Here is a 24199-nt window from a genome sequence, read left to right on the forward strand (position 1 = left end):
TTGTTCACAGAGCTGGCAGTTATTTGTGCGCACGGTTGAAATAGTTAGCAAGACATTAACCAGGCAACCCGTCGCAAGGAAGATCCCCATGACTGCCACCTTCACCACCCAGTCCCACCTCTCAGCAGAAACCCGCACCCAGGCCCTAGCCGCTATGACCGATGCAGCGGGCGTAGACGTCCTCATCATCGGCGGCGGTGTCACCGGCGCTGGCATCGCCCTGGACGCCGCCACCCGAGGCCTGCGCACCGCCATTGTCGAGGCAGGCGACTGGGCAGCAGGCACCAGCGCCTGGTCCTCCAAGCTCGTGCACGGCGGCCTGCGCTACCTCTACAACCTGGACTTCAAGCTGGTAGCCGAAGCCCTCAAGGAGCGCGGCCTGCTCCTTGAGCGCACCGCCCCCCACCTGGTCAAGGCCCAGCCCTTCCTCTGGCCCCTCAAGATGCCCGTTATCGAACGCGCCTACTCCGCTGTGGGTATCGGAATGTACGACACCATGGCCTTCGCCGGGGCAGGCGGCCACCGTACCGTCCCCGCCCAGCGCCACTTCACCAAGGAAGGTACCAAGAAGGTCTTCCCCGGTATCAAGGACTCCGCCTTCACCGGCGCTATCCAGTTCTACGACGCCCGAGTTGATGACGCCCGCCTAGTCATCGACCTGGTCCGTACCGCCGCAGGCTACGGGGCCCTGGCAGCTTCTCGCACCCAGGTCACCGCTATCAACAAGGACGCCGCCGGGCGGGTAATCGGCGCCCAGATTGTTGACCTAGAAACCGGCGACGAAAAGACCGTCAAGGCCACCCACATCATCAACGCAACCGGCGTGTGGACCGAAGAATCAGAGTCCATGGCCACTAAGGACCAGGGCCTGAAGGTGCTGGCTTCCAAGGGTGTGCACATCACCGTGCCCCGCGACCGCATCAAGGCCACCAGCGGTATCTTCACCAAGACCGAAAAGTCCGTGCTCTTCATCATCCCCTGGCAGCGCTACTGGATCATCGGCACCACCGACACCCCCTACACCGAGGACCGCGAGCGCCCCGTCGCCACCAAGGCAGATATCCGCTACGTGCTCGACCAGGCTAATAAGCTGATTGCCGATGAGCTCACCGAGGCCGATATTATTAGCTCCTACGCTGGCCTGCGCCCCCTGCTGCAGCCGGTCGCTAAGAAGGGCGAGAATGCCGCCTCCACCAAGGTCTCGCGTGAGCACACCGTCATGGAGATTGCCCCGGGCATGAGCGCTATCGCCGGTGGTAAGCTGACCACCTACCGAGTGATGGCCGAGGACGCCGTGGACTTCGCCCTGGGCGACCGCGCCAAGGATTTGCCCTCTGTTACCGAGAGCATCAAGTTGGTCGGTGCTGAAGGTTTTGAGGCTCTAGCTGCCCGGGCTGACGCGCTGGCCGCCGAGAACGGCTGGGATACTGACCGGGTGGAGCACCTGCTGGAGCGCTACGGCGCTGAGCTGGCCGATGTGATCTCCCTGATTCAGGAAGACCCCGCCCTGGGTACTCCCCTGGCCCAGGCGCCCCAGTTCCTGCGGGCCGATGTGGTCATGGCGGTGCGAGCCGAAGGTGCCCTGCACCTGGAGGACGTGCTGGTACGCCGCGTCCGCCTGGACCTTGAGGCTACCGACCGCGGCCTGTCAGCCGCCGACGAAATCCTTGAGATTATGGCCGCTGAACTTGGCTGGGACGAAGCCACCGTAGCCCGCGAAAAGGCAATCTACGCCGAGCGGGTTGAGGCTATCGCCGCAGCTGAAACCCATACCGAGGACGCGGACGCCGCGGCTGAGGTTCTCGGGGCAACCCACGTGGCTCCCCGACGTCCTGTCACTACTCTCCACTAAAACATCATTAATCACTAACAACCGCCGGGTGCCCGTTTCGGGCACCCGGCCCGCACAGAAAATACGAGGTCAACGATGAGCTCACTACTGGTAGCTGGCGCTGAAGCTAGCGTCCAGGCAAGCGCCCTTATCTCAGCAGACGGCAATGCGACCCTGCTCGGCGCTTTTGTTTCTGAAGTTATCGGTACCGGCATTCTAATTCTGCTGGGTGCTGGTGTGTGTGCCGCAGTTACCCTGCCCAAGTCAGCCGCTAAGAACACCGACTGGCTAACCATCGCCTTTGGTTGGGGTTTTGCGGTTTTCGCGGCCGTTTATATGTCTGCCCCTTCAGGTGCTCACCTCAACCCCGCTGTTACCCTGGGTCTTTTGATTTCCGGTGGTGACTTTGCCCCCGGTATCGCCCCCACCGTTGGTAACTTCTTCGTTTATGTAGCCGCCCAGATGATTGGCGCCTTCCTGGGTGCCTGGGGTGCCTACCTGGTGTACAAGAAGCACTTTGACGAAGCTGAGCCCGGAACCACCAAGGGTATCTTCTCCACCGGTCCCGCCATTCGCTCCTACGGCTGGAACACCCTGACCGAAGCCTTCGGCACCTTCGTTCTGGTTGGCTTCGTACTGGCCTCCGGCAGCACCCCCTCGGGTCTGGGCCCCCTGGCTGTAGCCTTCATCGTTGTCGCTATCGGTCTTTCTCTGGGTACCCCCACCGGTTACGCCATCAACCCCGCCCGCGACCTCGGCCCCCGCATCGCCCACGCCCTCATGCCCATCAAGGGCAAGGGCTCCTCTGACTGGGCCTACGCCTGGGTTCCCGTTGTTGGCCCCCTCATCGGTGCCTCCGCAGCCGCAATCCTCGTCCCCGCTCTGCTGGTCTAAGCCGGCCACCGGCGTCCGCGCCCTAAACTAAAGACAACCCCTTACCGCGCCAAAGACGGCGCGCACACGAAAAGAGAAAAACCATGTCACAGCTCCCCGAGCGTAAGAAGTACGTGCTCTCCATCGACCAGGGCACCACCAGCTCCCGAGCCATTCTCTTCACCAAGTCCGGTGAAATCAAGAGCGTCGGCCAGCACGAACACGAGCAGATCTTCCCCAAGGCCGGCTGGGTTGAGCACGACCCCATGGAAATCTGGGAAAACGTGCGTCAGTCCGTGGGTGAAGCCCTGACCAAGGCAGAGGTCAACCACCACGAAATCGCAGCCGTCGGCATCACCAACCAGCGTGAAACCGCCGTCGTCTGGGACAAGAACACCGGTAAGCCTGTCTACAACGCCATTGTTTGGCAGGATACCCGCACCCAGAAAATCTGTGACGAGCTCGGCGGCGAAGAAGGCCCCGGCAAGTACCACGACATCGTTGGCCTCAACCTGGCCACCTACTTCTCAGGCCCCAAGATCAAGTGGATCCTCGACAACGTCGAAGGTGCCCGCGAGAAGGCAGAAGCAGGCGACCTGCTCTTCGGTAACACCGACACCTGGGTCCTTTGGAACCTGACCGGCGGTGTTGAGGGCGGTGTGCACGTCACCGACGTCACCAACGCTTCCCGTACCCTGCTGATGAATATCAAGACCCTGGAATGGGACGAATCCATCGCAGCCGACATGGGTATTCCCATGAGCATGCTGCCCGAGATCAAGTCCTCCTCCGAAGTCTACGGTCACGGCCGCTCCAAGGGCCTGCTCAACGGCACCCCCATCTCAGGTATTCTGGGCGACCAGCAGGCAGCCACCTTCGGCCAGGCCTGCTTCGAAAAGGGCATGGCCAAGAACACCTACGGCACCGGTAACTTCATGCTCATGAACACCGGCAACAAGCCCGTTATCTCAGAAAACGGCCTGCTCACCACCGTGGCCTACAAGCTGGGCGACGCCGACCCCGTCTACGCCCTCGAAGGCTCCGTAGCTGTCTCCGGCTCCCTGATCCAGTGGCTGCGCGACAACCTCAAGATGATCGACAACGCCGCCGAGTCAGAAGAACTGGCCACCAGCGTTGAGAACTCCGGTGGCGCCTACGTCGTCCCCGCCTTCTCCGGCCTCTTCGCTCCCCACTGGAAGTCAGATGCCCGCGGCGTCATCGTTGGCCTGACCCGCTACGTCAACCGCGCCCACATCGTCCGCGCTGCTCTCGAAGCAACCGCCTTCCAGACCCGCGAAGTACTGGATGCCATGAATGCCGACGCCGAGGCAGCCGGCACCAAGGTTTCCCTGGAGGAACTGCGCGTTGACGGCGGTATGACCGCCAATGAGTTCCTCATGCAGTTCCAGGCTGACCTGCTGGGCGTACCCGTCATCCGCCCCAAGGTCATTGAAACCACCGCCCTGGGCGCCGCCTACGCCGCAGGTATCGCCGTCGGCTTCTGGGACGGCGAGCAGGACGTCATCGACAACTGGTCCGAAGACAAGCGCTGGGAACCCCAGATGGACAAGGACGAGGTCGAGCGCCAGTACCGCCTGTGGAAGAAGGCTGTCTCTAAGACCCTGGACTGGGTCGATGAGGACGTCGAACAGGACTAAGCACCCGGCTAAGTCGCAATCTAGCGCTAGGATAGCTGTCTTGCGCTGAAACAATAGCCCTGCATCGTCACCTATCGGTGAGGTGCAGGGCTATTTATATGCCGCCAAACTAGACTAAATACATGACCTACCACGCCCATACCCTTACCCCGCTGGGTGAAATGATCTTGGCCTCCGACGGGCAGGCCCTCACCGGTGCCTGGTTTACCGGCCAGGCCCACTTCCCCAAGCAGGAAGAGCTGGGGCACCGCATTGAGGTGAGCGACTGCGAGGTGCTGACCGACGCCCAGGCCCAGCTGCTGGAATACTTTGCCGGGAAACGGACCGTTTTTGAGCTGCCGATTGCTCCTGACGGCACCGATTTTCAGCTGGCGGTGTGGGCGGCCCTGCGCGAGATTCCCTACGGCTACACCACCACCTACGGGGCTATTTCCAAGATTGTGGGGCCGGGTGCCCCGGCTCAGGCGGTTGGCCAGGCCGTGGGCCGTAATAAGGTCACCATTTTTATCCCCTGCCACCGGGTGGTAGCCTCAGACGGCAAGCTCACCGGCTACGCGGGCGGGCTGGAACGTAAAGAGTTTCTGCTGACCCTCGAAGAGCCCAGCGCCGAGGTTGAAGGACGGCTCTTCTAATGACCGATACCCGGGTAGGTACCGACGGGCTAGCGCGCCCGGTCTGGGCCGCAGACGATGGTGATATGCAGGCCTATTACGATACCGAGTGGGGTGTGCCCGTCACCGACGAGCAGGGAGTCTTTGAGCGCCTCTGCCTCGAAGGTTTTCAGGCCGGGCTCTCCTGGCGCACTATCTTGACCAAGCGCGAGGCCTTCCGCGAGCTCTTTGAGGGCTTTGAGGTTGAGAAGGTTGCGGCTTTCACCGAGGACGACGTGGAGCGGCTAGCTGCGGACGCCCGCATTATTCGCCACCGTGGCAAGATCCGGGCTGCTATCGGCAACGCCCAGGCCACACTTGCTCTACGATCGGCTGGTCAGCTAGTAGCTCCCGGCGGAACCACTATCGACCTAGGCGCGCGGACGCTGGCAGCAGGCCAGCAGGTTGAAGCCGGTTTGCCAGCCCTCATCTGGTCTTTCCAGCCCGAGCATACCCCCACCCCGGCCGTCCTCTCCGATATACCCACGCAGGATGAGAATTCCCTGCTTCTCTCTAAAACCTTGAAGAAGTTGGGCTTTAAGTTCATCGGGCCCACCAGTGCCTACGCCATGATGGAAGCCATCGGCGTGCTCGATACCCACCTGGTGACATCCCACCGCCGCGGCATCTCAGGCCTGTGGAACGAGGACGGCACGCGGCGAAACACGGTGTCTCTTCCCTAACGCTGGTGATTCGCCCACCCAGATTGGGTTGGTTATTCTATGCGAAGATAGGAGCTATGACTTCCACTTTCCCTCCTATCTCAGCTCCCACCGCCTGCGTCTGGGTTAACGGTGATGCCGCAGAGGCAGCCACCTACTCCCCCAACCCGTCCATCTCGGGTTTCCTGCGGTTTAGCCCCGACCGGTTCGGCAGTCTAGAGCAGGCCGAGCAGGCCCTGCGCCACGCCCATTCCGCTATCGGTGAGGGCACCTTCCATGACTTCACCTTTGACCCGGGTGTTTCTATAACCCTGCTCTATCAGGATCAGGCGGGGATTGATGGGGCCTGGTCGGTACTTTCGCAGGTTGCGGACGCCGAGCGCTGCGGCTGAGCATGGGCAAGATAGATTTGAACCAACTGTAGAGAGCCTATGAACCTGCTCGCTTACGCTCAGAAGCACCTGCACGACACTCCGCAGGAGCGTCCGCTCACCCACGTTGACCTCTGCCTGCTCAATGAGCTGGCCTACCTCCCCCTCGATGCGGTTGCCGAGCACCATGCCGGGTTTGCCTACGGGGTCGGGGCGGCGCAGATTTACCAGGAGTTCTACAGCGACAGCGAGCTGCGCGCCAACTGGTTCTTGGCTACCGCCCAGCGGCTGCAGCTGCTTAAGCTGGTGGCGGCGTCCGTCCGCTTTGCCGGGCTCAAGTTCTACCGTTATGAGGCACGGCAGGACGACGCGGAGCAGGTTCAGTTTGCGGCTCTCACCCTGGTGCTCCCCGGGGTGCTCAAACAGGTCATCTTTCGCGGCACCGACGATACGCTGACCGGCTGGAAAGAGGATTTTCATCTGGCTGCCCGGCAGCAGATCCCGGCCCAGGCGCTGGCGGTTGATTACCTCTCACGTGCCCTGGCCCGGGCGCCGAAGACGCCCCTGTATGTCACCGGCCATTCTAAAGGGGGCCACCTGGCGGTACACGCAGCCAGCATGCAGAGCGAGCAGGCCCAGAATCGTATTGACGAACTGATTACCTTTGACTCCCCCGGCTTTGTACCTGACTTTCTCGACCACCCCGGCTACCGGCGCACTCTGGATAAAACGGTGGAGTACATCCCGGTCGATAGCATCGTGGGCCGTCTGATGTTCAAACAGGGCAGCCCGCAGGTGGTAGCCAGCAGCTTCTTCGGCCTGGTCCAGCATTCTATTTTTAACTGGCATGCTGATGCTCGGGGGCACTTCATGCTGGCCGAGCACCCCACGCCCGCCAGCGACCGGGTTGAGACGGTCACCCGGGCCTGGCTAGAGCGCCACTCTCCCGAAGAGGTGCAGCAGGTGGTGGATATTTGTTTTGGCCTAGCCATGGATGAGGGCTATACCAGCCTGCTAGCTATTGGCCAGAACATTGTGCCCTTCATCCAGCTCATGCGCGCTAAGGCCCAGGGTCTTGACCCCGAAACCTACCAGCTAGTGCAAGGAGCCCTCGACGATTTCTTGGTCTTGTGGCGTCAGACCCGCAGTGAGCAGCGAAAGGCGAGCGGGAGCGTCCTTAAAATAGCTAGGCCCCGGCTTCTTCCCACCGTGCGGGTGGGGAGCCGGAACCTGGCTGATTTATTCTCTACTGAGCGGGGCGGACGCCTGCCCTAGCTGACGGTGACGCGCACGCCGGTCTTGGGGCGGGTCAGCATCTGAGTCATGCTGAAGGTGGTATCTTCGGCGTCTTCAGAGATAGTGACATTATCTGCTGAGAGCGCTGCGATGGTGGAGGACAGCGCAGCCACCGCGATTTTCTCGCCGGGGCAACGGTGACCGGTGAGCACATCGCCGCCGCCCTGGGGAATGAAGCCCTTGATCGCTTCATAGTCGGGCTGGTCGAGGAAGCGCTGGGGGTCGAAGCTGGTGGCGTTCTTCCAGAGCTGGGGTGAGGTGTTGGTGCCCAGAATGTCCAGCAGGACGCGCTGGCCCTTCTGAATCGGGCAGCCCGAAAGCTCGGTATCTTCCTTGACCATGGCGGGGAGCATGGGAACGAAGGGGTACTTGCGGCGGGTTTCCTGGGCGAAAGCAACGGCTTCAGGGATGTTAACTAGGCGACCGTCGGCGTCTTCCACTGCCTTCTTGACCTTAGCAGCCCACTCGGGGTTCTCAACCATAGCGACGGCTGCGAAAGCGGCGAAGCGGGAGACAGCCACGGTGGGGCGGGTAAGGTTCTGCAGCTCAATACCGGCCAGCTTGGCAGTGACCAGCTCACCCTTTTCGTCGCGCAGGTCAGCCATGTGGCGCACTACCGAGTCGGGTTCGACGGTCAGTTCGCCGGAGCGGACCTTTTCGATGAGCTCTTCGGCCCAGGCGTCCAGCTTCTTACGGTCAATCCAGGAGAGCACGTTCTGCTTAAGCTCACCGAAGGTGTCGAGCAGGTGGCTCATCTGGGTGGCGCGCTTGTTGAGCTCGCGGTCGGACGCGGGCACCCCGGCCCAGCGGAAGGCGGCGCGGCCGTAGGCTACAGCGACATCGTCGTAGATGTTACCGGGGTTGGTCTTCCAGCGTTCAATAAGGGCCTTCATTTCTTCTTCAACGAAGCCCTTGAAAGCCTCAACGCGCTCGTCGGCGTAGGCCATTTCGGCCATCTTGGCCTTACGAACCTTGTGGGCTTCACCGTCGAGGGTGTGAACGGCGCCTTCACCGAAGAGGGGCCCCTGGATCGCTGCGGGCATGGCACCGCCGCGGCTAATCTTGGACTCATCGTAGAAGAAATCCACGGCTTCTTCGCCGCGAATCAGGGTTGCGGTGCCGCCCAGGGCGGAGAAGGTAACGGGGCAGTGCGACTCTGCGGAGACCCCGGCCTTGCGGCGCTGGTGCGACATAAAGAGGTAGCCCTGCTTGATGAAGCTGGGCAGCTGGTCATTCAATAGGTTTTTTACGGGTGTGATGCTCATACCAACAGTTTACTTTCTTTCAGCGGGTATTTAGACCAGCTGGTCAGGCGTGCCGCCCACCGTTTAACCTGCACTAGCTACCCTAAGGCTGCACTGGTTGAGAACTTACGAGAAATATCTTTTCTGGGAGTTTGTTTCGGGTAAGCTGAACACCACACACCACGCTACTCACCGGGAGCAATCATGTCTTTTTCACTAGGCCGAGCCGCGTCAGCTACTTCGCTGTGTGCAGTTCTTCTTTTCTCCGCCTGTGGCGGTCAGGGTAACGTTGCGGCACCCACCGCAGCACCAAGCACCGTATCTTCTTCGGCGACTTCTTCGCCGAGCCCCTCAACATCTGAGGCGAGCACTACCCCTAGCCCCGCCCCGCAGGTTACTGAAACCTCAGAAGCACCATCTCCTGTAGCTACTACCGAGCAGCCTGCGCCTTCACCCTCTGCTGAGCCCGCTGTCGCTGAAGCGGAGGGACCCGCTGTCACGGCAGGCACCGACTGCGGCCCCAGCAATACCGGCTTCACCACGCTCGTCCTAGCGGAGGGCTCAGCCTCGTGCGCCGAAGTACAGCAGGTGTTTGCAGACTTCAATGCACAGTTCACGGGATCTAGTGAACAAGTAAACGTCGGTGGATATCTCTGCCGTTCTTACATGCCGCTTGAAACAAGATTCATGGGCCGCACCGTCTCATGTGAGGGCAATGGGAACAGGCTCGAGGCAATGACTGACTATCGACTGGGTGGAATTCCTATCGGCGATCCGAAACCGTATACACAAACTTCAATGACCGGTCATTTTTCAATCACAGCACAAGCCCATGGCGTGAGCTGTAGCTTGGGTGAAGGTAACCACCTTGCGTGCGTCAAACCTAGCGGAGGCAATACAAACCTCGTTATAACTCTGGACCAGAACGGTGCCCTGGTTCAGGATGCTAGTAAAGAAAGCATTGTCAACACTGATGTAGCTGCTCTGCCGGTGGGGTACTCCATCAACACAGAAAAAGCTTCTTGCCTCAACGACGGCACCTACCTTGTATGTAGCACCGGAACTGCATCGTTCAAGATGAACGCTACTGAATTTATTGAGTTCTAACAGTAGTTAAAAGTATAAGGACGCCCGCCCCACCTCCCTGCCTCAAGCAGGAGAAGGTGGGGCGGGCGTCCTTTTCTAATACCGGCTTATGCCGCTAGCTTTAGGCAGGCATAATCAGCGAGAGTACGAAGACCCAGACACAGAGGATAACCAGCAGAGCCAGCGAGTACTTGATGGCTGCGTTGGTGATCTTTGATTCCTGGCCAGACATGTTCACCGATGCCGCCGCAATCGCGATGGACTGGGGTGAAACAACCTTAGCCATCACACCGCCGGCAGTGTTAGCTGCAACCAGCAGGCCGGAGTTGGCGCCAATCTGGCTTGCGGTGGTGGCCTGCAGGCCGGCAAAGAGAGTGTTGTTGTTGACCACGGATCCGGTGACGAACACGCCAATCCAGCCGATGATGGGCGAGAAGAGCGGGAAGATGGAACCGACAGCTGCCAGGGCCAGAGCCAGGGCGGAGGACATACCACCGAAGTTCATCACGTTAGCTACAGCCATGACCAGGCAGATGAGCAGAATGGGCTGCCAGAGCTGCTTCCAGGCGCCGCCGAGTTCTTCGAAGGCTGCCTTCCAGCTGATGTTAGAGATGGCGATGGTAATCAGGGCAGCGAAGAGGATAGCGGTACCTGATGCGCCGAAGAGGGTCCAGTTCCAGACTGCCTTCATGGCGGTTTCTTCTGCCACGATGGGAGCGACCTGGGAAATCTGGCCGTGCAAGGCGGGCATCTGGACGGGGATGGTGGTCCAGTTAAGAGCACCCGCTGCGCTGGTTTCGGTCTCAGCCTTAACCAGGGCCTTAATGAGGGGAGTCGACCAGAGCAGAATCATGATGGACAGAATGATGAAGGGGCTCCATGCCTTGACGACGCCGGAGAAGGTGAAGGCGCTGGGGCTCTTCTTAAGTTCTTCGAGGGAGGGAGCGCCGGGTTCGCGGTAGATGTGGGCGGGCTGCCACTTCATCATGGTGACGGCCAGCAGAATCAGGCCAAGCAGGAAGGGGATGATGTCTACAAGTTCGGGGCCAATAGCCAGCAGGACGCCTGCCTGGGCAGCGGAAACGATAACGCCCAGGCCCAGGGCAACCAGGCCGGTTTCTTTGAGGCCGCGGATGCCGTCCAGCATCATGACCAGCAGAACGGGGATGAAGATGGTGATAATCTGCAGGACCCAGACCATCATGGAGTTCAATTCAGCCTGGGGCACACCGGAGACGGTGGAGCCGGTGAGGACGGGGATGCCGATAGCGCCGTAGGCACCGGAGGCAACGTTGGAGACCAGGGCCAGAAGACATGCCTTGACGGGTTCAAAACCGAGGGTTACCAGCAGGGCAGCACAGATAGCAATCGGAATACCGAAGCCCGCGGCACCTTCAAGGAAGCCGCCGAAACAGAAGGCAATCAGAAGAACCTGGATGCGCTGGTCAGCAGAAATCGCTGAGACCGAACCGCGGATCACTTCGAAGTTACCGGCGCGGACGGTGATGCGGTAGAGCCAGACGGCCATGAGCACAATCCAGCCGATGGGCCACATGCCAGAGAGGAAGCCGTAGCCGATGGCTGAGAGGGAGGAGGCAAAGGGCATGCCGAAGACGAGGACGGCCAGTGCCACGGCCGAAGCCAGGGAGACGAGGGCTGCGTGCAGGCCCTTCATTTTCAGGACGGTGAGCCCTAGGAGGAAGACGAGGATCGGCACTGCCGCCACGAGGGCTGAGAGCGCCTGGTTGTTCAGTGGGTCATAGACCTGCTGCCACATGAGTATGGGTTCCTTCGCTGCGGAGGTACGTTCCGCGATTGGTTTTGTGTGCTGTTTGCACTTTTCTACCTCCTAAATTACCACCAATTCACACACAAAACTTACAAAAACCAACCCCGCGCGAGGGTATCTGTAAAGGTCAAAAAAGACCTAAGTGATCCTGTCTAAGATGCATACCTGCATCGGAGGGTTCATTTTCACATCAGGCCTAGTCAAAAGCAACTCACCCTTCCACTCAACATGTGTTACCCCACTTAAAAACACCCCCACCCTAACACCGTGGACTTGCTTACACCGGCAACAGTTTCCACCCCAATAACCACACCGCTTAAGCAAAACCCACAGACCCACACATGCCCACCGACAAAGTGGCAAAAATTAACCGTCCCGCTACTTAATTTTTGAATCGCGGCTTTAAATTTTGTACAGGCAAGACCCTAGAATGGTGTGAGGTGGCTCCATGAGTCACATCACCACACATCTACTGTTAACATTCCCCAAGGATTCTCATGCCTGATTTCCGACGCCTATCACACCACCGTACGGCGCTTGCTCTTCTTGCCTCCACCGCCACGCTGACTCCCCTACTCACGGCCCTTCCGGCCCAAGCTGCCGAGCTCACCTCGATTGCTACCATCCAGGGCACCGGAGCTACCAGCCCGCTCGCCGGTCAAAGCGTCACTACCCGCGGTGTCGTCACAGCCGTCTATGCCGAGGGCGGCCTACGCGGCTACTTTATTCAGACCGAGGGAACAGGTGCAGAGAACCGCACTCCGGGTGCTTCTGACGGCATCTTCGTTTACTCCCCCTCCACCGTAGCGCAGGTTTCTCAGGGCGACCTCGTTGAAGTAACCGGCGCAGTTTCTGAATATAATGGGCAAACCCAGATTACGGTGTCCCGCGCGGCTGACCTCACCGTCCTTGCTGTCCCCTTTGCCTCTGTCGCCCCGGTGACCGGCCAGCTACCTGAGGGTGAAGAGGCCCGTGAAGCCCTCGAAGGCATGCTCCTACAGCCCACCGGCGATATCACCGTCACCGATAACTACAACACCAACCGCTACGGTGAAGTTGGCCTTGTCAACGGCACCCAGGCCCTGCGCACCGCAACCGACGTTGTAGCCCCCGGCACAGCAGCCCTCGCCTACGAAGCAGATAATGCGGCTAAGGTTCTTCTGCTCGATGACGGTGCAACCGTGGATTACAGCCGAGCAGGCACCGGCACCCCGCTGCCCTATGTCTCCACCAGCAACCCGCTACGCGTCGGAGCTGCCGTCAGCTTCAACAACCCGGTTGTTCTGGGCTACTCTTTCAACGCCTGGCGTCTACAGCCCACCGCTCCGGTCAACGGCGCAACCGACCCCGCTGCACTGCCGGCGTCCTGGTCCAACACCCGCACAGCCGCCCCTGAGGTAGCAAGCGAGCACAGCATCTCTAGCTTCAACGTCCTCAACTACTTCACCACCGTGGGCGACACCGTCGCAGGCTGCAAGTTCTACACCGACCGCGAAAAGAACCCCATTACCGTCAGCGGTAGCTGTGCCGTTCGAGGGGCAGCAACCCTAGCTAGCTTCGAACGCCAGCAGTCCAAAATCGTGCAGGCTATCAACAAGATTGATACCTCTGTTCTCTCCCTTGAAGAAATTGAGAACACTCTAGCCACTGGTCACGATAACCGCGATATCGCTCTGAACAAGCTGGTTGAAGAGCTCAATAAGGACGCTGGCTACGAGAAGTGGGCGGCTGTTGCTTCCCCCACTGCTCTGCCTGCCAGCGAGGACGTCATTCGCACCGCCTTCATCTACCAGCCCGCTGAGGTGACCCCCGTCGGTGAGTCCGCAATTCTTGACGATGCAGCTTTCTCTAATGCCCGTCAGCCCCTGGCCCAGGCCTTCGCTCCGGCAGGTTCAACTGCAAGCGGTGGGGATGATGTCTTTGTAGCTGTCGTCAATCACTTCAAGTCCAAGGGCTCCGGCAGCGGCGCCGACGCTGACCAGAAGGACGGCCAGGGCAGCTCCAACGCTTCTCGTGTAGCCCAGGCTACCGCCCTGGTTAACTTTGCTGCCGCCCAGGGTGAACGGCACAGCACCGAAAACATCATGCTGCTAGGTGACTTCAACTCCTACACCCAGGAAGACCCCATGCAGGTGCTCTACTCCGCCGGTTACACCAACCTGGGTGAGAAGTACGACGCTGGCCATACCTATCTCTACGGTGGCAGAGTCGGCTCCCTCGACCATATTCTGGCGTCCCCTGCCCTCACCGAAAAGGTTGAGAGCGCCCAGGTCTGGAACATCAACTCTGTTGAGTCCGTAGCCCTCGAATACAGCCGCTACAACAGCAATGTCACCGACTTCTACGAGGCCAACGAGTTCCGCTCATCAGACCACGACCCCCTGCTGGTTGGTATAAATCTGACTCCTGAGCCCCTTTCTTTTGTTGACGTCACTGAAGCCGATATTTTCTACCGTGAAATCATGTGGCTGGCTCAGCAGCGCATCACCACCGGCTGGGCAGATGGCACCTTCCGCCCCTACGAGAACATTGACCGCGGAGCTACTGCCGCCTTCTTCTACCGCCTGGCAGGCTCTCCCGCCTTTGAGGCTCCCGCAACTCCGTCCTTCACAGACGTAGATCAGACCCACCCCTTCTACAAGGAAATTGAGTGGCTCAAGGCCGAGGGCATTACTACCGGTTGGGCAGATGGCACCTTCCGCCCCTTCGAGCCCATTAAGCGCGATGCTATGGCGGCCTTCTTCTATCGCTACGCAGGAGAGCCCTACTATGTAGCACCTAAGGGGTCACAGTTTGTGGATGTTCCCGAGAGCACCATTTTCTACCGTGAAATTATGTGGCTGCGTTCTCGCGGTATCACCACGGGGTGGGGCGACGGCACCTTCCGCCCCTACGAGCCTATTAAGCGCGATGCCATGGCCGCGTTTATCTACCGCTACGCTCACAACAAGTAGCAGTTGCCTTACACCTGCCTGTGAGTGCTACTAGATAGCAGTACGACCGCCTGCTCCGGCTACTTCGGGGCAGGCGGTTCTTTATAGTTTGATGCGGTAGCGCTGTGTGCTCGGCTTCTCTGCCAAATCGGTGAGGGTTCTCTCCAGGCTGGTGATGCGAATGCCCGGGGCGAGCACGGTGGTATCGGTAGGCAGGTGCAGCTCCCCGTGGTGCACGGTGTAGTCTTTGGCGCGGGTACGGTGGTAGCAGTAGACATGTACAGTCTCGGGCAGGTTTTCTAGGGGCAACCCGTGGAGCAGGGCGGCTGTCTGGTGGGAGAAGATAATTCCGGGGTAGGACGCCGCCAGGGCCAGTACCCGGGCAAGATAGACTTCTTCCGGCGTGAGACTATCCCAGTCGGTGCGGTGCAGGTAAAAACCGCGTGCTACCCGCCGGTAGAGCCCCCGCGCTATTGCGGCCTCAAGCTGGTAACGGTTAGGGTAACGGGCGGTGAGCTGCTGGCAGGTGAGCAGTTTCTGGTTGAGTTCTTCTAGCTGAGTCATGCCACTAGGCTAGAAAAACCAGGGCTGACCAGTACAGGCAGGGGCAGCCTGTGGATAACCCTGTAACCGCACCTACCCCGTATTTTCCGGGCAAACCCGGGGTGCGGGCGTCCGCACCTCCCCGAAAACGGTGGAGCCGTGACGCGACTATGACGCCCGGTAAGCGATATCCACAGGGCAGCTTCACCAGCTAGCCCCGCTCTTCAGGCAACAAAAAAGCTCCGGCCACTAGGTTTTACCCTAGTGGCCGGAGCTTTATCTGTCGGGTTGACAGGATTTGAACCTGCGACCCCTTGACCCCCAGTCAAGTGCGCTACCAAGCTGCGCCACAACCCGATTGTCTCTCGTGAACTTTGCCGTTCCCTTGAGCACTCGTATAACTATACACACCTCTTTGAGAGAGTGCAAAATCGAAAACCGGGTTTTTGGGGCTTTTTTGGAGCGTTTTAGGTCACACTTCAAATGGGCCGGTGTTAGCGGCGTCCGCCCTTACCTGACTTACCGCTCTGGCGCTCCCCCAGGCTGCGGCGCTCACGCACGCGCATGGTGATGTCGATGGGGGTGCCGGTGAAGTCGAAGGTTTCACGCAGACGGCGAGCGATGAAGCGGCGGTAGCCGGGATCAAGGAAGCCGGTGGTGAAGAGAACGAACTTGGGCGGGCGGGAGGAAACCTGGGTACCGAAGAGGATACGGGGCTGCTTACCGCCACGCAGGGGGTGGGGGTGGGCTGCCACGATTTCACCCAGGAAGGCGTTCAGGCGACCGGTGGGGATGCGGGAGTCCCAGGATTCCAGGGAGTGTTCCAGGGCGGGAACCAGCTTGTCCTTGTGCCAGCCGGTCTTGGCTGAGATGTTGACGCGAGGTGCCCACTTCACATGGGCCAGGTCGCGCTCAATCTCGCGTTCGAGCATTTCGCGACGGTCTTCATCAAGGGTGTCCCACTTGTTGAAGGCCAGGACCATGGCGCGGCCGGAGTCAACAGCCATCTGCACGATGCGGACGTCCTGCTCGCTCAGGGGTTCTGAAACGTCCAGGAGCACCACGGCAACCTCGGCGCGCTCAATAGCGGTCTGGGTGCGCAGGGAGGCGTAGAAGTCTGCGCCCTTGGCCATGTGCTGGCGGCGGCGGATACCTGCGGTATCAACAAAGCGCCAGGGGCGGCCGCCCAGTTCGACGATTTCGTCCACGGGGTCGCGGGTGGTGCCAGCCAGGTCGTTGACCACGGCGCGTTCTTCACCTGCCAGCTTGTTGAGCAGGGAGGACTTACCCACGTTGGGGCGACCAATCAGGGCAATACGGCGGGGGCCGCCCAGGGCCTCGGGCTCGGCGTACTGAGAGTGCTCAGGCAGTACTTCCATCATGGCGTCGAGCATATCGGCCAAGCCGCGGCCGTGGACACCTGAGACGGGATGGGGCTGGCCCATGCCGAGGGACCACAGGGCGTGAATTTCTGCTTCCTGGTGCTCGGTATCGACCTTGTTGGCGACCAGCAAGATCGGCTTGTCGACGCGGCGGAGCATACGCACAATCGCTTCGTCGGTGGCTGAAATGCCAACCATGGCATCTACCACGAGCAGGACGACGTCGGCGTGGGCAACAGCGATTTCCGCCTGAGCCGCGACCTGCGCGTCGATACCCTTGGCGTCGGCTTCCCAACCGCCGGTATCGACCAGGGTGAAGTCCTTACCGGCCCATTCGGCCTTGTAGGAAACACGGTCGCGGGTCACGCCGGGCTTATCTTCAACCACGGCTTCGCGGCGGCCCAGGATTCGGTTGATGATGGTGGACTTGCCGACGTTGGGGCGGCCGACGATGGCGACCACGGGGTCGGCTTCGCGGTTGTCGTCCTCGTCGGTGTCGTAGCCCCAGGACGCCAGCAGCGCGCGGTCTTCTTCGTCCAGGTCGTAGTCTTCCAGGCCAGCAAGCAGGGCTTCGGCGCGCTGGTCTGCGGTTTCGTCGTCAATTTCGGCCAGGCGGTCCGATACGTCATCGTCGCCGCCGCCGAGGAACTTGACCTCGTAGTCGTCGTGGGGGGTGAGTTCGTCGCTCATGGGCGATACCTCCTGTGGTGGTTTCCGGCGGGTGCCGGTGCGTTGGTAGATAAGTTTAGTTCACGGTGGGGCGGACGCCTGCACGCCACCCGGTCACTAGCGCTTGAGTTGGCCTTCGACGGCTTCGATAACCGCTGCGATGGTTTCTTCGAAGTTGAGTTCTGATGAGTCAACGAGGGCTACGCCTTCAGCAGCTTCGGTGAAGCTGGTGACCTTGGAGTCTTTGGCGTCGCGGGCTGAGACCTGGGCTGCGAGCTGCTCGGAGTTCTGGGTGCCACCCAGCTGCAGGCCGCGGCGGGCAAGGCGCACTTCTTCGCTGGCGGTGAGCAGGACGCGGGCGTCGGCGTCGGGGGCAACGACGGTGGTGATGTCGCGGCCTTCTGCCACCATGCCGGCCTTAGAACGGGCGATAAAGTCCCGCTGCAGGTCGATCAGGATCTGACGGACGTCCATGTTCGAGGCAACAGCAGAAACCGCCTCAGAGATGCGGGGTTCGCGGATAGACTCGCGCACGTCTACTCCCCCGACCTCGATGATCTCTTCGTCGGGGCTGGTGCCCTGCACGTAGGGGAAGCTGCGGGCGGCAGCAACCAGGGCTGCGGCGTCCTCGGTGTTGACCTGAGTGTCTAGGCAGTACCAGGTCAGGGCACGATACATGGCGCCGGTGTCGAGGTATTCGAGCCCGTAGTGGCGGGCCACGGCCTTAGAGACCGAGGACTTGCCGGAGCCAGAAGGGCCGTCAATGGCGATCACGAGCTTGTCAGACATAGTTTTCTTCCTTACTTGACCACCTTCCAGCCGCGGCTGGTGAGGTCTTCGATGAGTTTTTCGTGTTCATTGGGGTTGACCGAAATTTCGGCCATGCCGACCTGGGCACCGGGTGAGTGTTCCAGGCGCAGGTCTTCCAGGTTGACGCCCAGTTCACCGATTTCAACGAGCAGGCGAGCCAGGGTGCCGGGGGTATCGTCCACCAGCACGGTCAGCTGGGCAAAGGCGGACGGTGAGCCGCCGTGCTTGCCGGGTATGCGGGCCACGCCCGAGTTACCCTCGCTCATGAGCTGGGCGATATCGAGCCTAGCCCCGGCAGCGGTGGGGGCTTCCAGGGTGCTGATGAGGCGCTCTAGGTCCTCACGCACCCCGTAAAGGGTCTGTACCACGGGCTCGGCATTGGCCGAAAGGATCTGCACCCACAGCCCGGGGTCTGAGGCTGCGATACGGGTAGTATCACGCAGGCCCTGCCCGGCCAGGCCGAGCGCATAGAGGGGGGTATCCTGCAGACGAGAGGCCAGCAGAGAGCTCATTACCTGGGGCACGTGGGAAATCAGGGCGACGGTGCGGTCGTGCTCTTCCACATCCATATGGGTGATGGTTGAGCCCAGTTCGGTTGCCAGCTGCTGGGCTACCTTCACCAGTTCGGGGCGCACCGTCTCGTGGTCGCAGAGCACCCAGGGGCGGGCTGAGAAGAGCTCACCGCGGGCAGCCACGGGGCCGGATTTTTCACGCCCGGCCATGGGGTGGGTGCCCAGGTAGCGGCTCACATCAACCCCAGAGGCCCGCACCTGCTCTAAGATCCCTGACTTCACCGAGGCTATGTCGATGACAAAGGACGCCGGGTAGTCGGCGAGCGCGCGCACCACCAGGTCGGCGGTGACGTCCGGGGGTGCCGCCACGACAACCAGCTGAGGGGTAAGTTCCAGCTGGTCGGGGGCGTCCGCTCCTGTTTTCCCTTGCCACTCGGTGGCTAGGGCTCGCAGGGAGGTACCGGCACCGATGTCTTCGGCGACGGCTTCGGTGGTGGGTGAGATATCGGAGATGTAGACCGTGTAGCCGCGGTGGCTCAGGCCCAGCCCGATGGAGGCACCCAGCAGGCCCGCGCCAATCACCAGGACGGGGCCGTGCAGGTGGGAGTCGAAGACGGTGAGTGAACCGCTCATTACATGCCTACCGAGGCCAGCAGCTTACCGATTTCGACCTTGGACAGGTTGCGTACGGTGCCCTGCTTCTGGGAGCCGATGTGGATGGGGCCCATCTCAACGCGCACCAGTTTCTCGACGGGGTAGCCGACATGCTCGAACATGCGGCGGATGATGCGGTTCTTACCGGAGTGGATGGTGACCTCAACGAGCACATGGCCGGGGGTTGAGTCGACCAGCTTGAACTCGTCAACACGGGTGACGCCGTCCTCCAGGCGCAGGCCCTTCTTCATGGCTGCACCGATACCGGGTTCCATGGGGCCGGGTACCTGCACCAGGTAGGTCTTGGGTACCTCGTAGGAGGGGTGGGTCAGGCGGTTGGCTAGTTCGCCGTCGTTGGTCAGCAGGAGCAGACCTTCGGTTTCAACGTCCAGTCGGCCCACGTGGAAGACACGTTCGGTCATGGAGGAGCGCAGGAAGTTGGAGATGTTGGGGCGGCCGTCGGGGTCGTCCATGGCTGAGACGACGCCGGCGGGCTTGTTGAGCACCATGTAGACCAGCTTGTCGTTGGTCTGGATGGTCATGCCGTCGACCTGGATGGTGACCTGGTCGGGGTTAACGCGTACGCCGAGTTCGGTTACCAGGACGTCGTTGACGGTCACGCGACCTTCTTCAATCATTTCTTCGCAGACGCGGCGGGATGCCACACCGGCGGATGCCATGATCTTCTGCAGGCGGACGCCCTCGTGGTCATAGAAGGGGTAGTGGTCGACGGGTGCATTCTTGGGGCGGCGCGGACGGTGGGGGCCAAAGTTCTTGGAGCCGCGGTTAGCGGGGCGGAACTCGCCCATTTCCTTAGCGAAGGGCTGGCCTGAGCGGAACTTGGGGCCCTTACCGGTACCGGCCTTGCGGGGGCCGCCGGGGGCACCGGGCTTAGCGCCCTTGTTACCGGCGAAACCTGAACGACCTGAACCGCCCTTACCGGCTCCGCCCTTGCCAGCGCCGGCAAAGCCCTTGCCGCTGCGTCCGGCTCCTGCTTTGCCTGCACCGGGGCGGCCGCCGCGGTTTGAGTTACCTCGTGATGAGTTGTTTCCGTATGCCATTTCTTTTATCTCTTTCCTCTGTGTCGTAGTTTCTGGTGATGCCGCAGCTAGCGTGTGCGCTAGCTGGGGTCATCCAAGTCTAGGGTGGTGCTGCTGCCCACCTCGTGGGGGTCGGGTAGGTAGGGAGCCAGGGCGGGAAGCTCGTCGAGGGAGTTCAGCCCCAGCTTTTCAAGCAGGGTGTCGGTGGTGATGTACTGGGTGGCCCCGGTTTCATCGGGAACGGTCTCGGTGATGAGGCCGCGCTGTAGGAGGTTGCGCACCGCCGCGTCCGCCGAAACCCCGCGTACCTGGGCGATATAGGCCTTGGTGGCCGGTTGCTGGTAGGCAATGACGGCCAGGGTTTCGAGGGCTGCCTTGGTGAGTTTGACGGTCTGGGCACCCACCACGAACCGGCTGACCCAGGGTGAAAAATCAGCCCGGGAGTAGAGCCGCCAGCCACCTGCCACTTGGCGGAGTTCAAAGCCGCGGGGCTCGTGGGTGCCGGTGGCATCGTCGTAGCCGTCGTAGTCGCGCATCAGCTCGTCGAGGGCGGTTTCGATGGCTCGTTCTGAGACGATCAGGGCCGCCGCGAACTCGCGGACGCTCACCGGCACCTCGGCTACCGCCAAAATCGCCTCGATAGCGGCTTTCACGCCGCCGGGTTGGAGCTCAACTCGGTTGAGTTCGTGGGCGGACGCCGCCACCTGCGGAGCGGCTTTCGTTGGCTTAGCAGCGGGTTGGGGTACCACCGGGGAGGTTTCTTCTGGTACTGGCTCGGGTTGCGGTGCTGGCTCAGGTTCGGGCTCCTGCTCCGGTTCAGCCTCCCAGCTGCCAGAGAGCAGAATCTTAAGGTCATCGTCGGTGTAGTCGGGGTTCCCGCTCATTCTGTCTCTCCTTCCCGGTGGGCGGTTGCTGGGCTTTCAAGGCGCAGGGTGATGGGGCCCAGAGCCTGGCCCTGCTCTACGGCGAGTTTGCCTTCTTTATAGAGTTCTAGCACCGCAAGAAAGCGGACGGCCACGACTTCGCGGCTGGGGGCGTCCGCGCAGGCCTCGGCGAAGCTCAACTGCCCGCCGCTCTCCCCCAGCTTGGCCAGTAGCGTCGCTTCTTCGGCTGCGATGGTGGTGGCCGGGGTGTAGATGTGGCCGGTGTCGATGTGCTCGGGTTCCGGCTCGATGTCGGGGTCTTCGTGCAGGCGCAGGGCGCGGGCGGCAATCTCAGCAAATGCCTGCGGGGTCAGGTCGAAGACCAGCTCGGGTAGCACCTTGGTGAAGGCCGGTTCGAGGGCTACGGTGCGGGAAAAGCGCTGATTTTCTGCGGTGAAGCGCTCTTCGAGCACGCTTGCCACCTCGCGGTAGGCCCGGTACTGAAGCAGGCGGGCAAAGAGCAGGTCGCGGGCTTCAAGCAGGTCGGGGTTGGCGGCTAGAGCTTTGTCGCTGCGCGGGAGCAGTCGCGCTGTTTTGAGTTCGAGCAGGGTGGAAGCGGTGACGAGGAAGTCGCTTGCGGTGTTGAGGGCGGCATCGCTGCCGTCTTCAAGCAGGGGGCGGATGTAGGTGAGAAATTCGTCGGTGACTTCGGCCAGGGCGATATCGGTGATATCGAGTTTACGGCGGGAAATCAGGGTGAGCAGCAGGTCGAAGGGGCCTTCGAAGTTGCTCAGGGTGAGTATAAAGGGCGCAGGGGCGCTCTCGGTAAGTGTGTTCGGTACCGTCACGGCAGCGAGTCTCCTGTGGGTCTTTGAGCCAGGATTCGGCGGCTTCTCATGAGCCGTTCTTTTTCTGTGTTTTAACCATTGTGCCCGCCTGCCCCGAGGTTCTTCAAGGGCAGCCGGGCAAAAGTAGCCTAGAGCATAGGGGCAGGTGCGTTTAGGGGGCTCCGCCGCGGGAGATCAGCTCGCGGGCCAGCTGACGGTAGGCCTCGGCACCGGGGTGGTTCGAGGCGTACGACAGGATAGGCTCTGCCGATACGGAGGCATCGGGGAACTTAACGGTGCGCTTGATGACGGTGTCGAAGACCTTGTCTCCAAAGGCGTCGACGATGCGGGCCAGCACCTCTTTTGAGTGCAGGGTGCGGGAGTCGAACATGGTGGCCAGCACGCCGTCGATTTCGAGCTTGGGGTTCAGACGGTCCTGTACCTTTTCGATGGAATCTACTAGCAGGGCTACCGCGCGCAGGGCGAAGAACTCGCAGATGAGCGGGATGATGACGCCGTGGCTGGCGGTCAGGGCGTTGACGGTGAGCAGGCCCAGGGAGGGCTGGCAGTCAATCAGGATAACGTCGTAGTCGTTTTCGACCTTACGCAGGGCGCTGGCGAGAACCTGCTCGCGGGCGACCTCGTTGACCAGCTGCACTTCAGCTGCGGAGAGATCGATGTTGGCGGGGAGCAGGTCGATGTTCTCGAATTCGGTGCTCTGGATAACCTCGCGGATGTCGACCTTGCGGTCCATCATGACGTTGTAGACGGTGAGGTCGAGTTCGTGGGGGTTGGCGCCGAAACCGGCGGACAGCGCGCCCTGGGGGTCGAAGTCGACGAGTAGGACGCGGCGTCCGGCTTCTGCGAGCGCGGCACCGAGGTTGATGGTGGAGGTGGTTTTTCCGACGCCGCCCTTTTGGTTGACCATGGAGATGATGCGGGCGGGCCCGTGGGTGGAGAGGGGGGCGGGGTCGGGGTAGATGCGCAGGGGGCGGCCGGTGGGGCCGAGCTGCTCAGCGCCGGTTTCAGTCACTGTGTTTCACCTTTGGTTGGGTTCAAGACTTTTACCTACCAGTTTAGCTGGTGGGTGCAAGTCATCACCTTCTAGTTCATTTCAACGACGATTTTGCCGGGGCCGCCTTGCCTGCTGCGAGCAGGTCGAGGGCTTCTTCCAAACGCTAGGAACCAGGAGGTTATGCCAGGTAGCTGTTACCACAGCTCCAAAGGATTAAACCAATGATCGTTGTTAGGGAACACCTTGAGTGAGTTATCAGTATGAGCGACCTCAGCAGTCACTGAAGTTACAGATTTACCAGATTTGGAATCTCAAAACCTTCTGTGCGGTGACTACATGCCACTACAATCGTTAACAACTCATCAGAACTCCAAATCTCTTGATTTTATAAGTAAAGGTTGCCCATGGATTCCACAGTTCCTGCCGCTAAGCCAACAGTAGATGAAGACTCTAAAAGCACTGAACTAAATCTAGATTCAGCGTTACCCCCGTCTGAGGCCCTTCAACCCGTTACAGACGAAGTTACTGACGACGAGGCAGAAGAAATAGGTAGAAAATTTATCACTACCATCACTCGCCTTAAGGGTGTCAAAATTGACAGAGAGGCGTTCATTAGGAGTGAACTTGAAAAGGCATTCATTCCTGAAGACAAAATTGATGAGGTAATCAATTCTACTCCCGCTCAGGCCGGTATAGACTCGCGTCTTATCGATAAACTTGCAAAATCTGCTATCGAATTTGAGACTCGTAAATCCTCAGCAATCTCTTTTGCTGCCGGCCTTCCTGGCGGGTTTGGAATGATTGCAACCATTCCCGCTGATGTTACGCAATACTATGTACATGCATTCCGCGTGATGCAGAAATTAGCGTATTTGTATGGATGGCAGTCGTTCATCTCTGATTTGAACGAAAAAGATGATGAAACAGTTGCAAAATTTGCGATGTTTCTTGGAGTAATGCTTGGAGTAGGGGGTGCGGCAAATAATCTCATGAAATTTGCGAACGATATAGCTCGCCCTGCTGTTCAACGAAATATCGCTAAAAAGGCTCTAACGAAAACCTTTTATTACGGCCCAATCAAAAAGACACTGAGATTTATCGGGGTTAAGGTTACCAAAGACAGCTTTGCAAAAGGTGTAGCAAAGGCTGTCCCCCTGGCTGGCGGGATAATTTCCGGAAGCCTAACCTACGCGTCCCTTAAATCCCAATCAGGCCAGCTTCAGAAGCACCTAAAGGGACTCCCACTAGCATGGCCCGATGGCAAGGTGCCCGAAGAGTTTATCCTCGATGAAGATGAGTCCAAGACCAACAAAAAAGAGCAAGCTAAACAAATTATCGGTTCAGCAAAAGGAAAGCTTCCCCTTTCTCTAAAAAATAGAAAGAAAAGCTAAATTCAATTGTTGAAGTAAGATTATTGAGGCTTATTCAAAAGTCCCACCCGCAGCCAAAAACACCAACCCCCGCACCACCGCAAACACCCGCCCATACAAC

Annotated in this window: 20 protein-coding genes and 1 tRNA gene; 10 read left to right on the forward strand and 11 right to left on the reverse strand. The window is 60.2% G+C overall.

The window, feature by feature from the left end; translation table 11 throughout:
• Positions 1 to 88: 88 nt before the first annotated feature.
• From ACED88_RS06700 to ACED88_RS06730, 7 genes are all read left to right on the forward strand, one after another.
• Positions 89 to 1852 (forward strand): FAD-dependent oxidoreductase, encoded by a 1764-nt coding sequence (locus ACED88_RS06700; RefSeq protein ID WP_449107301.1) that lies wholly within the window; start codon positions 89 to 91, stop codon positions 1850 to 1852.
• A gap of 75 nt (positions 1853 to 1927) precedes the next feature.
• Positions 1928 to 2725, forward strand: coding sequence for an MIP/aquaporin family protein (locus ACED88_RS06705; RefSeq protein ID WP_237195255.1), 798 nt, complete (start codon positions 1928 to 1930; stop codon positions 2723 to 2725).
• A gap of 83 nt (positions 2726 to 2808) precedes the next feature.
• Positions 2809 to 4362, forward strand: a complete 1554-nt coding sequence (gene glpK / locus ACED88_RS06710; protein WP_237195254.1) for a glycerol kinase GlpK — start codon at positions 2809 to 2811, stop codon at positions 4360 to 4362.
• A 122-nt stretch (positions 4363 to 4484) separates the two neighbouring features.
• Positions 4485 to 4994, forward strand: a complete 510-nt coding sequence (locus ACED88_RS06715; protein ID WP_449107300.1) for a methylated-DNA--[protein]-cysteine S-methyltransferase — start codon at positions 4485 to 4487, stop codon at positions 4992 to 4994.
• Positions 4994 to 5695, forward strand: a complete 702-nt coding sequence (locus ACED88_RS06720; protein WP_449109113.1) for a DNA-3-methyladenine glycosylase I — start codon at positions 4994 to 4996, stop codon at positions 5693 to 5695. Before ACED88_RS06715 ends, ACED88_RS06720 begins: the two co-directional genes overlap by 1 nt.
• 56 nt (positions 5696 to 5751) lie before the next feature.
• Positions 5752 to 6066 (forward strand): hypothetical protein, encoded by a 315-nt coding sequence (locus tag ACED88_RS06725; RefSeq protein ID WP_449109114.1) that lies wholly within the window; start codon positions 5752 to 5754, stop codon positions 6064 to 6066.
• A 39-nt stretch (positions 6067 to 6105) separates the two neighbouring features.
• A complete protein-coding gene (locus ACED88_RS06730) occupies positions 6106 to 7320 on the forward strand; it encodes an Mbeg1-like protein (RefSeq protein ID WP_449109115.1) in 1215 nt (404 codons plus the stop codon).
• On the opposite strand, the gene ACED88_RS06735 is transcribed toward ACED88_RS06730, so the two are convergent.
• A complete protein-coding gene (locus ACED88_RS06735) occupies positions 7317 to 8606 on the reverse strand; it encodes a cytochrome P450 (protein WP_449109116.1) in 1290 nt (429 codons plus the stop codon). The genes ACED88_RS06730 and ACED88_RS06735 overlap by 4 nt on opposite strands.
• A gap of 567 nt (positions 8607 to 9173) precedes the next feature.
• Between ACED88_RS06735 and ACED88_RS06740 the strand changes: the two genes are divergently transcribed.
• The gene (locus ACED88_RS06740) at positions 9174 to 9692 is read left to right on the forward strand and encodes a hypothetical protein (protein WP_449109117.1); all 519 of its coding nucleotides are present in this window, start codon (positions 9174 to 9176) and stop codon (positions 9690 to 9692) included.
• Positions 9693 to 9792: 100 nt separating this feature from the next.
• On the opposite strand, the gene ACED88_RS06745 is transcribed toward ACED88_RS06740, so the two are convergent.
• Entirely contained in the window at positions 9793 to 11448 is a 1656-nt protein-coding gene (locus ACED88_RS06745; RefSeq protein ID WP_449109118.1) for an L-lactate permease, read from the reverse strand.
• Between the two features lie 509 nt (positions 11449 to 11957).
• Between ACED88_RS06745 and ACED88_RS06750 the strand changes: the two genes are divergently transcribed.
• Positions 11958 to 14414: an ExeM/NucH family extracellular endonuclease gene (locus ACED88_RS06750; protein ID WP_449109119.1), complete on the forward strand. Its 2457-nt coding sequence runs from the start codon at positions 11958 to 11960 to the stop codon at positions 14412 to 14414.
• An 81-nt stretch (positions 14415 to 14495) separates the two neighbouring features.
• On the opposite strand, the gene ACED88_RS06755 is transcribed toward ACED88_RS06750, so the two are convergent.
• The 9 genes from ACED88_RS06755 to ACED88_RS06795 form a co-directional block, all read right to left on the reverse strand.
• On the reverse strand, positions 14496 to 14957 hold the full coding sequence (locus ACED88_RS06755) for a hypothetical protein (protein WP_237204979.1): 462 nt from the start codon (positions 14955 to 14957) through the stop codon (positions 14496 to 14498).
• 262 nt (positions 14958 to 15219) lie between these two features.
• Positions 15220 to 15293, reverse strand: a tRNA-Pro gene (locus ACED88_RS06760).
• A 137-nt stretch (positions 15294 to 15430) separates the two neighbouring features.
• On the reverse strand, positions 15431 to 17008 hold the full coding sequence (der, locus tag ACED88_RS06765) for a ribosome biogenesis GTPase Der (protein WP_449109120.1): 1578 nt from the start codon (positions 17006 to 17008) through the stop codon (positions 15431 to 15433).
• A gap of 96 nt (positions 17009 to 17104) precedes the next feature.
• Entirely contained in the window at positions 17105 to 17776 is a 672-nt protein-coding gene (gene cmk / locus ACED88_RS06770) for a (d)CMP kinase (protein WP_449109121.1), read from the reverse strand.
• Positions 17777 to 17787: 11 nt separating this feature from the next.
• Positions 17788 to 18942 carry a prephenate dehydrogenase gene (locus tag ACED88_RS06775; RefSeq protein WP_449109122.1) on the reverse strand — a complete coding sequence of 385 codons (1155 nt, stop codon included), beginning with the start codon at positions 18940 to 18942 and terminating at the stop codon, positions 17788 to 17790.
• A complete protein-coding gene (locus ACED88_RS06780; RefSeq protein ID WP_449109123.1) occupies positions 18942 to 20024 on the reverse strand; it encodes a pseudouridine synthase in 1083 nt (360 codons plus the stop codon). Before ACED88_RS06780 ends, ACED88_RS06775 begins: the two co-directional genes overlap by 1 nt.
• A 59-nt stretch (positions 20025 to 20083) precedes the next feature.
• Complete coding sequence (gene scpB / locus ACED88_RS06785) at positions 20084 to 20887, reverse strand: SMC-Scp complex subunit ScpB (protein ID WP_431463825.1); 804 nt, start codon at positions 20885 to 20887, stop codon at positions 20084 to 20086.
• Positions 20884 to 21714, reverse strand: a complete 831-nt coding sequence (locus ACED88_RS06790) for a segregation and condensation protein A (RefSeq protein WP_449109124.1) — start codon at positions 21712 to 21714, stop codon at positions 20884 to 20886. The genes scpB and ACED88_RS06790 overlap by 4 nt, the downstream gene beginning before the upstream one ends.
• A 151-nt stretch (positions 21715 to 21865) precedes the next feature.
• Positions 21866 to 22726 (reverse strand): ParA family protein, encoded by an 861-nt coding sequence (locus ACED88_RS06795; RefSeq protein WP_237185541.1) that lies wholly within the window; start codon positions 22724 to 22726, stop codon positions 21866 to 21868.
• A gap of 386 nt (positions 22727 to 23112) precedes the next feature.
• On the opposite strand from ACED88_RS06795, the gene ACED88_RS06800 reads away from it, so the two are divergent.
• The gene (locus ACED88_RS06800; protein WP_237204972.1) at positions 23113 to 24099 is read left to right on the forward strand and encodes a hypothetical protein; all 987 of its coding nucleotides are present in this window, start codon (positions 23113 to 23115) and stop codon (positions 24097 to 24099) included.
• Positions 24100 to 24199: the final 100 nt, after the last annotated feature.

The organism is Rothia sp. 11273D007AR, assembly GCF_053547255.1.

What these genes read in the sequence shown, in the direction of transcription:
- ACED88_RS06700 (WP_449107301.1), top strand. Translation starts at nt 89, where the DNA reads ATGACTGCCACCTTCACCACCCAGTCCCACCTCTCAGCAGAAACCCGC.
- ACED88_RS06705 (WP_237195255.1), top strand. Translation starts at nt 1,928, where the DNA reads ATGAGCTCACTACTGGTAGCTGGCGCTGAAGCTAGCGTCCAGGCAAGC.
- glpK (WP_237195254.1), top strand. Translation starts at nt 2,809, where the DNA reads ATGTCACAGCTCCCCGAGCGTAAGAAGTACGTGCTCTCCATCGACCAG.
- ACED88_RS06715 (WP_449107300.1), top strand. Translation starts at nt 4,485, where the DNA reads ATGACCTACCACGCCCATACCCTTACCCCGCTGGGTGAAATGATCTTG.
- ACED88_RS06720 (WP_449109113.1), top strand. Translation starts at nt 4,994, where the DNA reads ATGACCGATACCCGGGTAGGTACCGACGGGCTAGCGCGCCCGGTCTGG.
- ACED88_RS06725 (WP_449109114.1), top strand. Translation starts at nt 5,752, where the DNA reads ATGACTTCCACTTTCCCTCCTATCTCAGCTCCCACCGCCTGCGTCTGG.
- ACED88_RS06730 (WP_449109115.1), top strand. Translation starts at nt 6,106, where the DNA reads ATGAACCTGCTCGCTTACGCTCAGAAGCACCTGCACGACACTCCGCAG.
- ACED88_RS06735 (WP_449109116.1), bottom strand. Translation starts at nt 8,606, where the DNA reads ATGAGCATCACACCCGTAAAAAACCTATTGAATGACCAGCTGCCCAGC.
- ACED88_RS06745 (WP_449109118.1), bottom strand. Translation starts at nt 11,448, where the DNA reads ATGTGGCAGCAGGTCTATGACCCACTGAACAACCAGGCGCTCTCAGCC.
- ACED88_RS06750 (WP_449109119.1), top strand. Translation starts at nt 11,958, where the DNA reads ATGCCTGATTTCCGACGCCTATCACACCACCGTACGGCGCTTGCTCTT.
- ACED88_RS06755 (WP_237204979.1), bottom strand. Translation starts at nt 14,957, where the DNA reads ATGACTCAGCTAGAAGAACTCAACCAGAAACTGCTCACCTGCCAGCAG.
- der (WP_449109120.1), bottom strand. Translation starts at nt 17,008, where the DNA reads ATGAGCGACGAACTCACCCCCCACGACGACTACGAGGTCAAGTTCCTC.
- cmk (WP_449109121.1), bottom strand. Translation starts at nt 17,776, where the DNA reads ATGTCTGACAAGCTCGTGATCGCCATTGACGGCCCTTCTGGCTCCGGC.
- ACED88_RS06775 (WP_449109122.1), bottom strand. Translation starts at nt 18,942, where the DNA reads ATGAGCGGTTCACTCACCGTCTTCGACTCCCACCTGCACGGCCCCGTC.
- ACED88_RS06780 (WP_449109123.1), bottom strand. Translation starts at nt 20,024, where the DNA reads ATGGCATACGGAAACAACTCATCACGAGGTAACTCAAACCGCGGCGGC.
- scpB (WP_431463825.1), bottom strand. Translation starts at nt 20,887, where the DNA reads ATGAGCGGGAACCCCGACTACACCGACGATGACCTTAAGATTCTGCTC.
- ACED88_RS06800 (WP_237204972.1), top strand. Translation starts at nt 23,113, where the DNA reads ATGGATTCCACAGTTCCTGCCGCTAAGCCAACAGTAGATGAAGACTCT.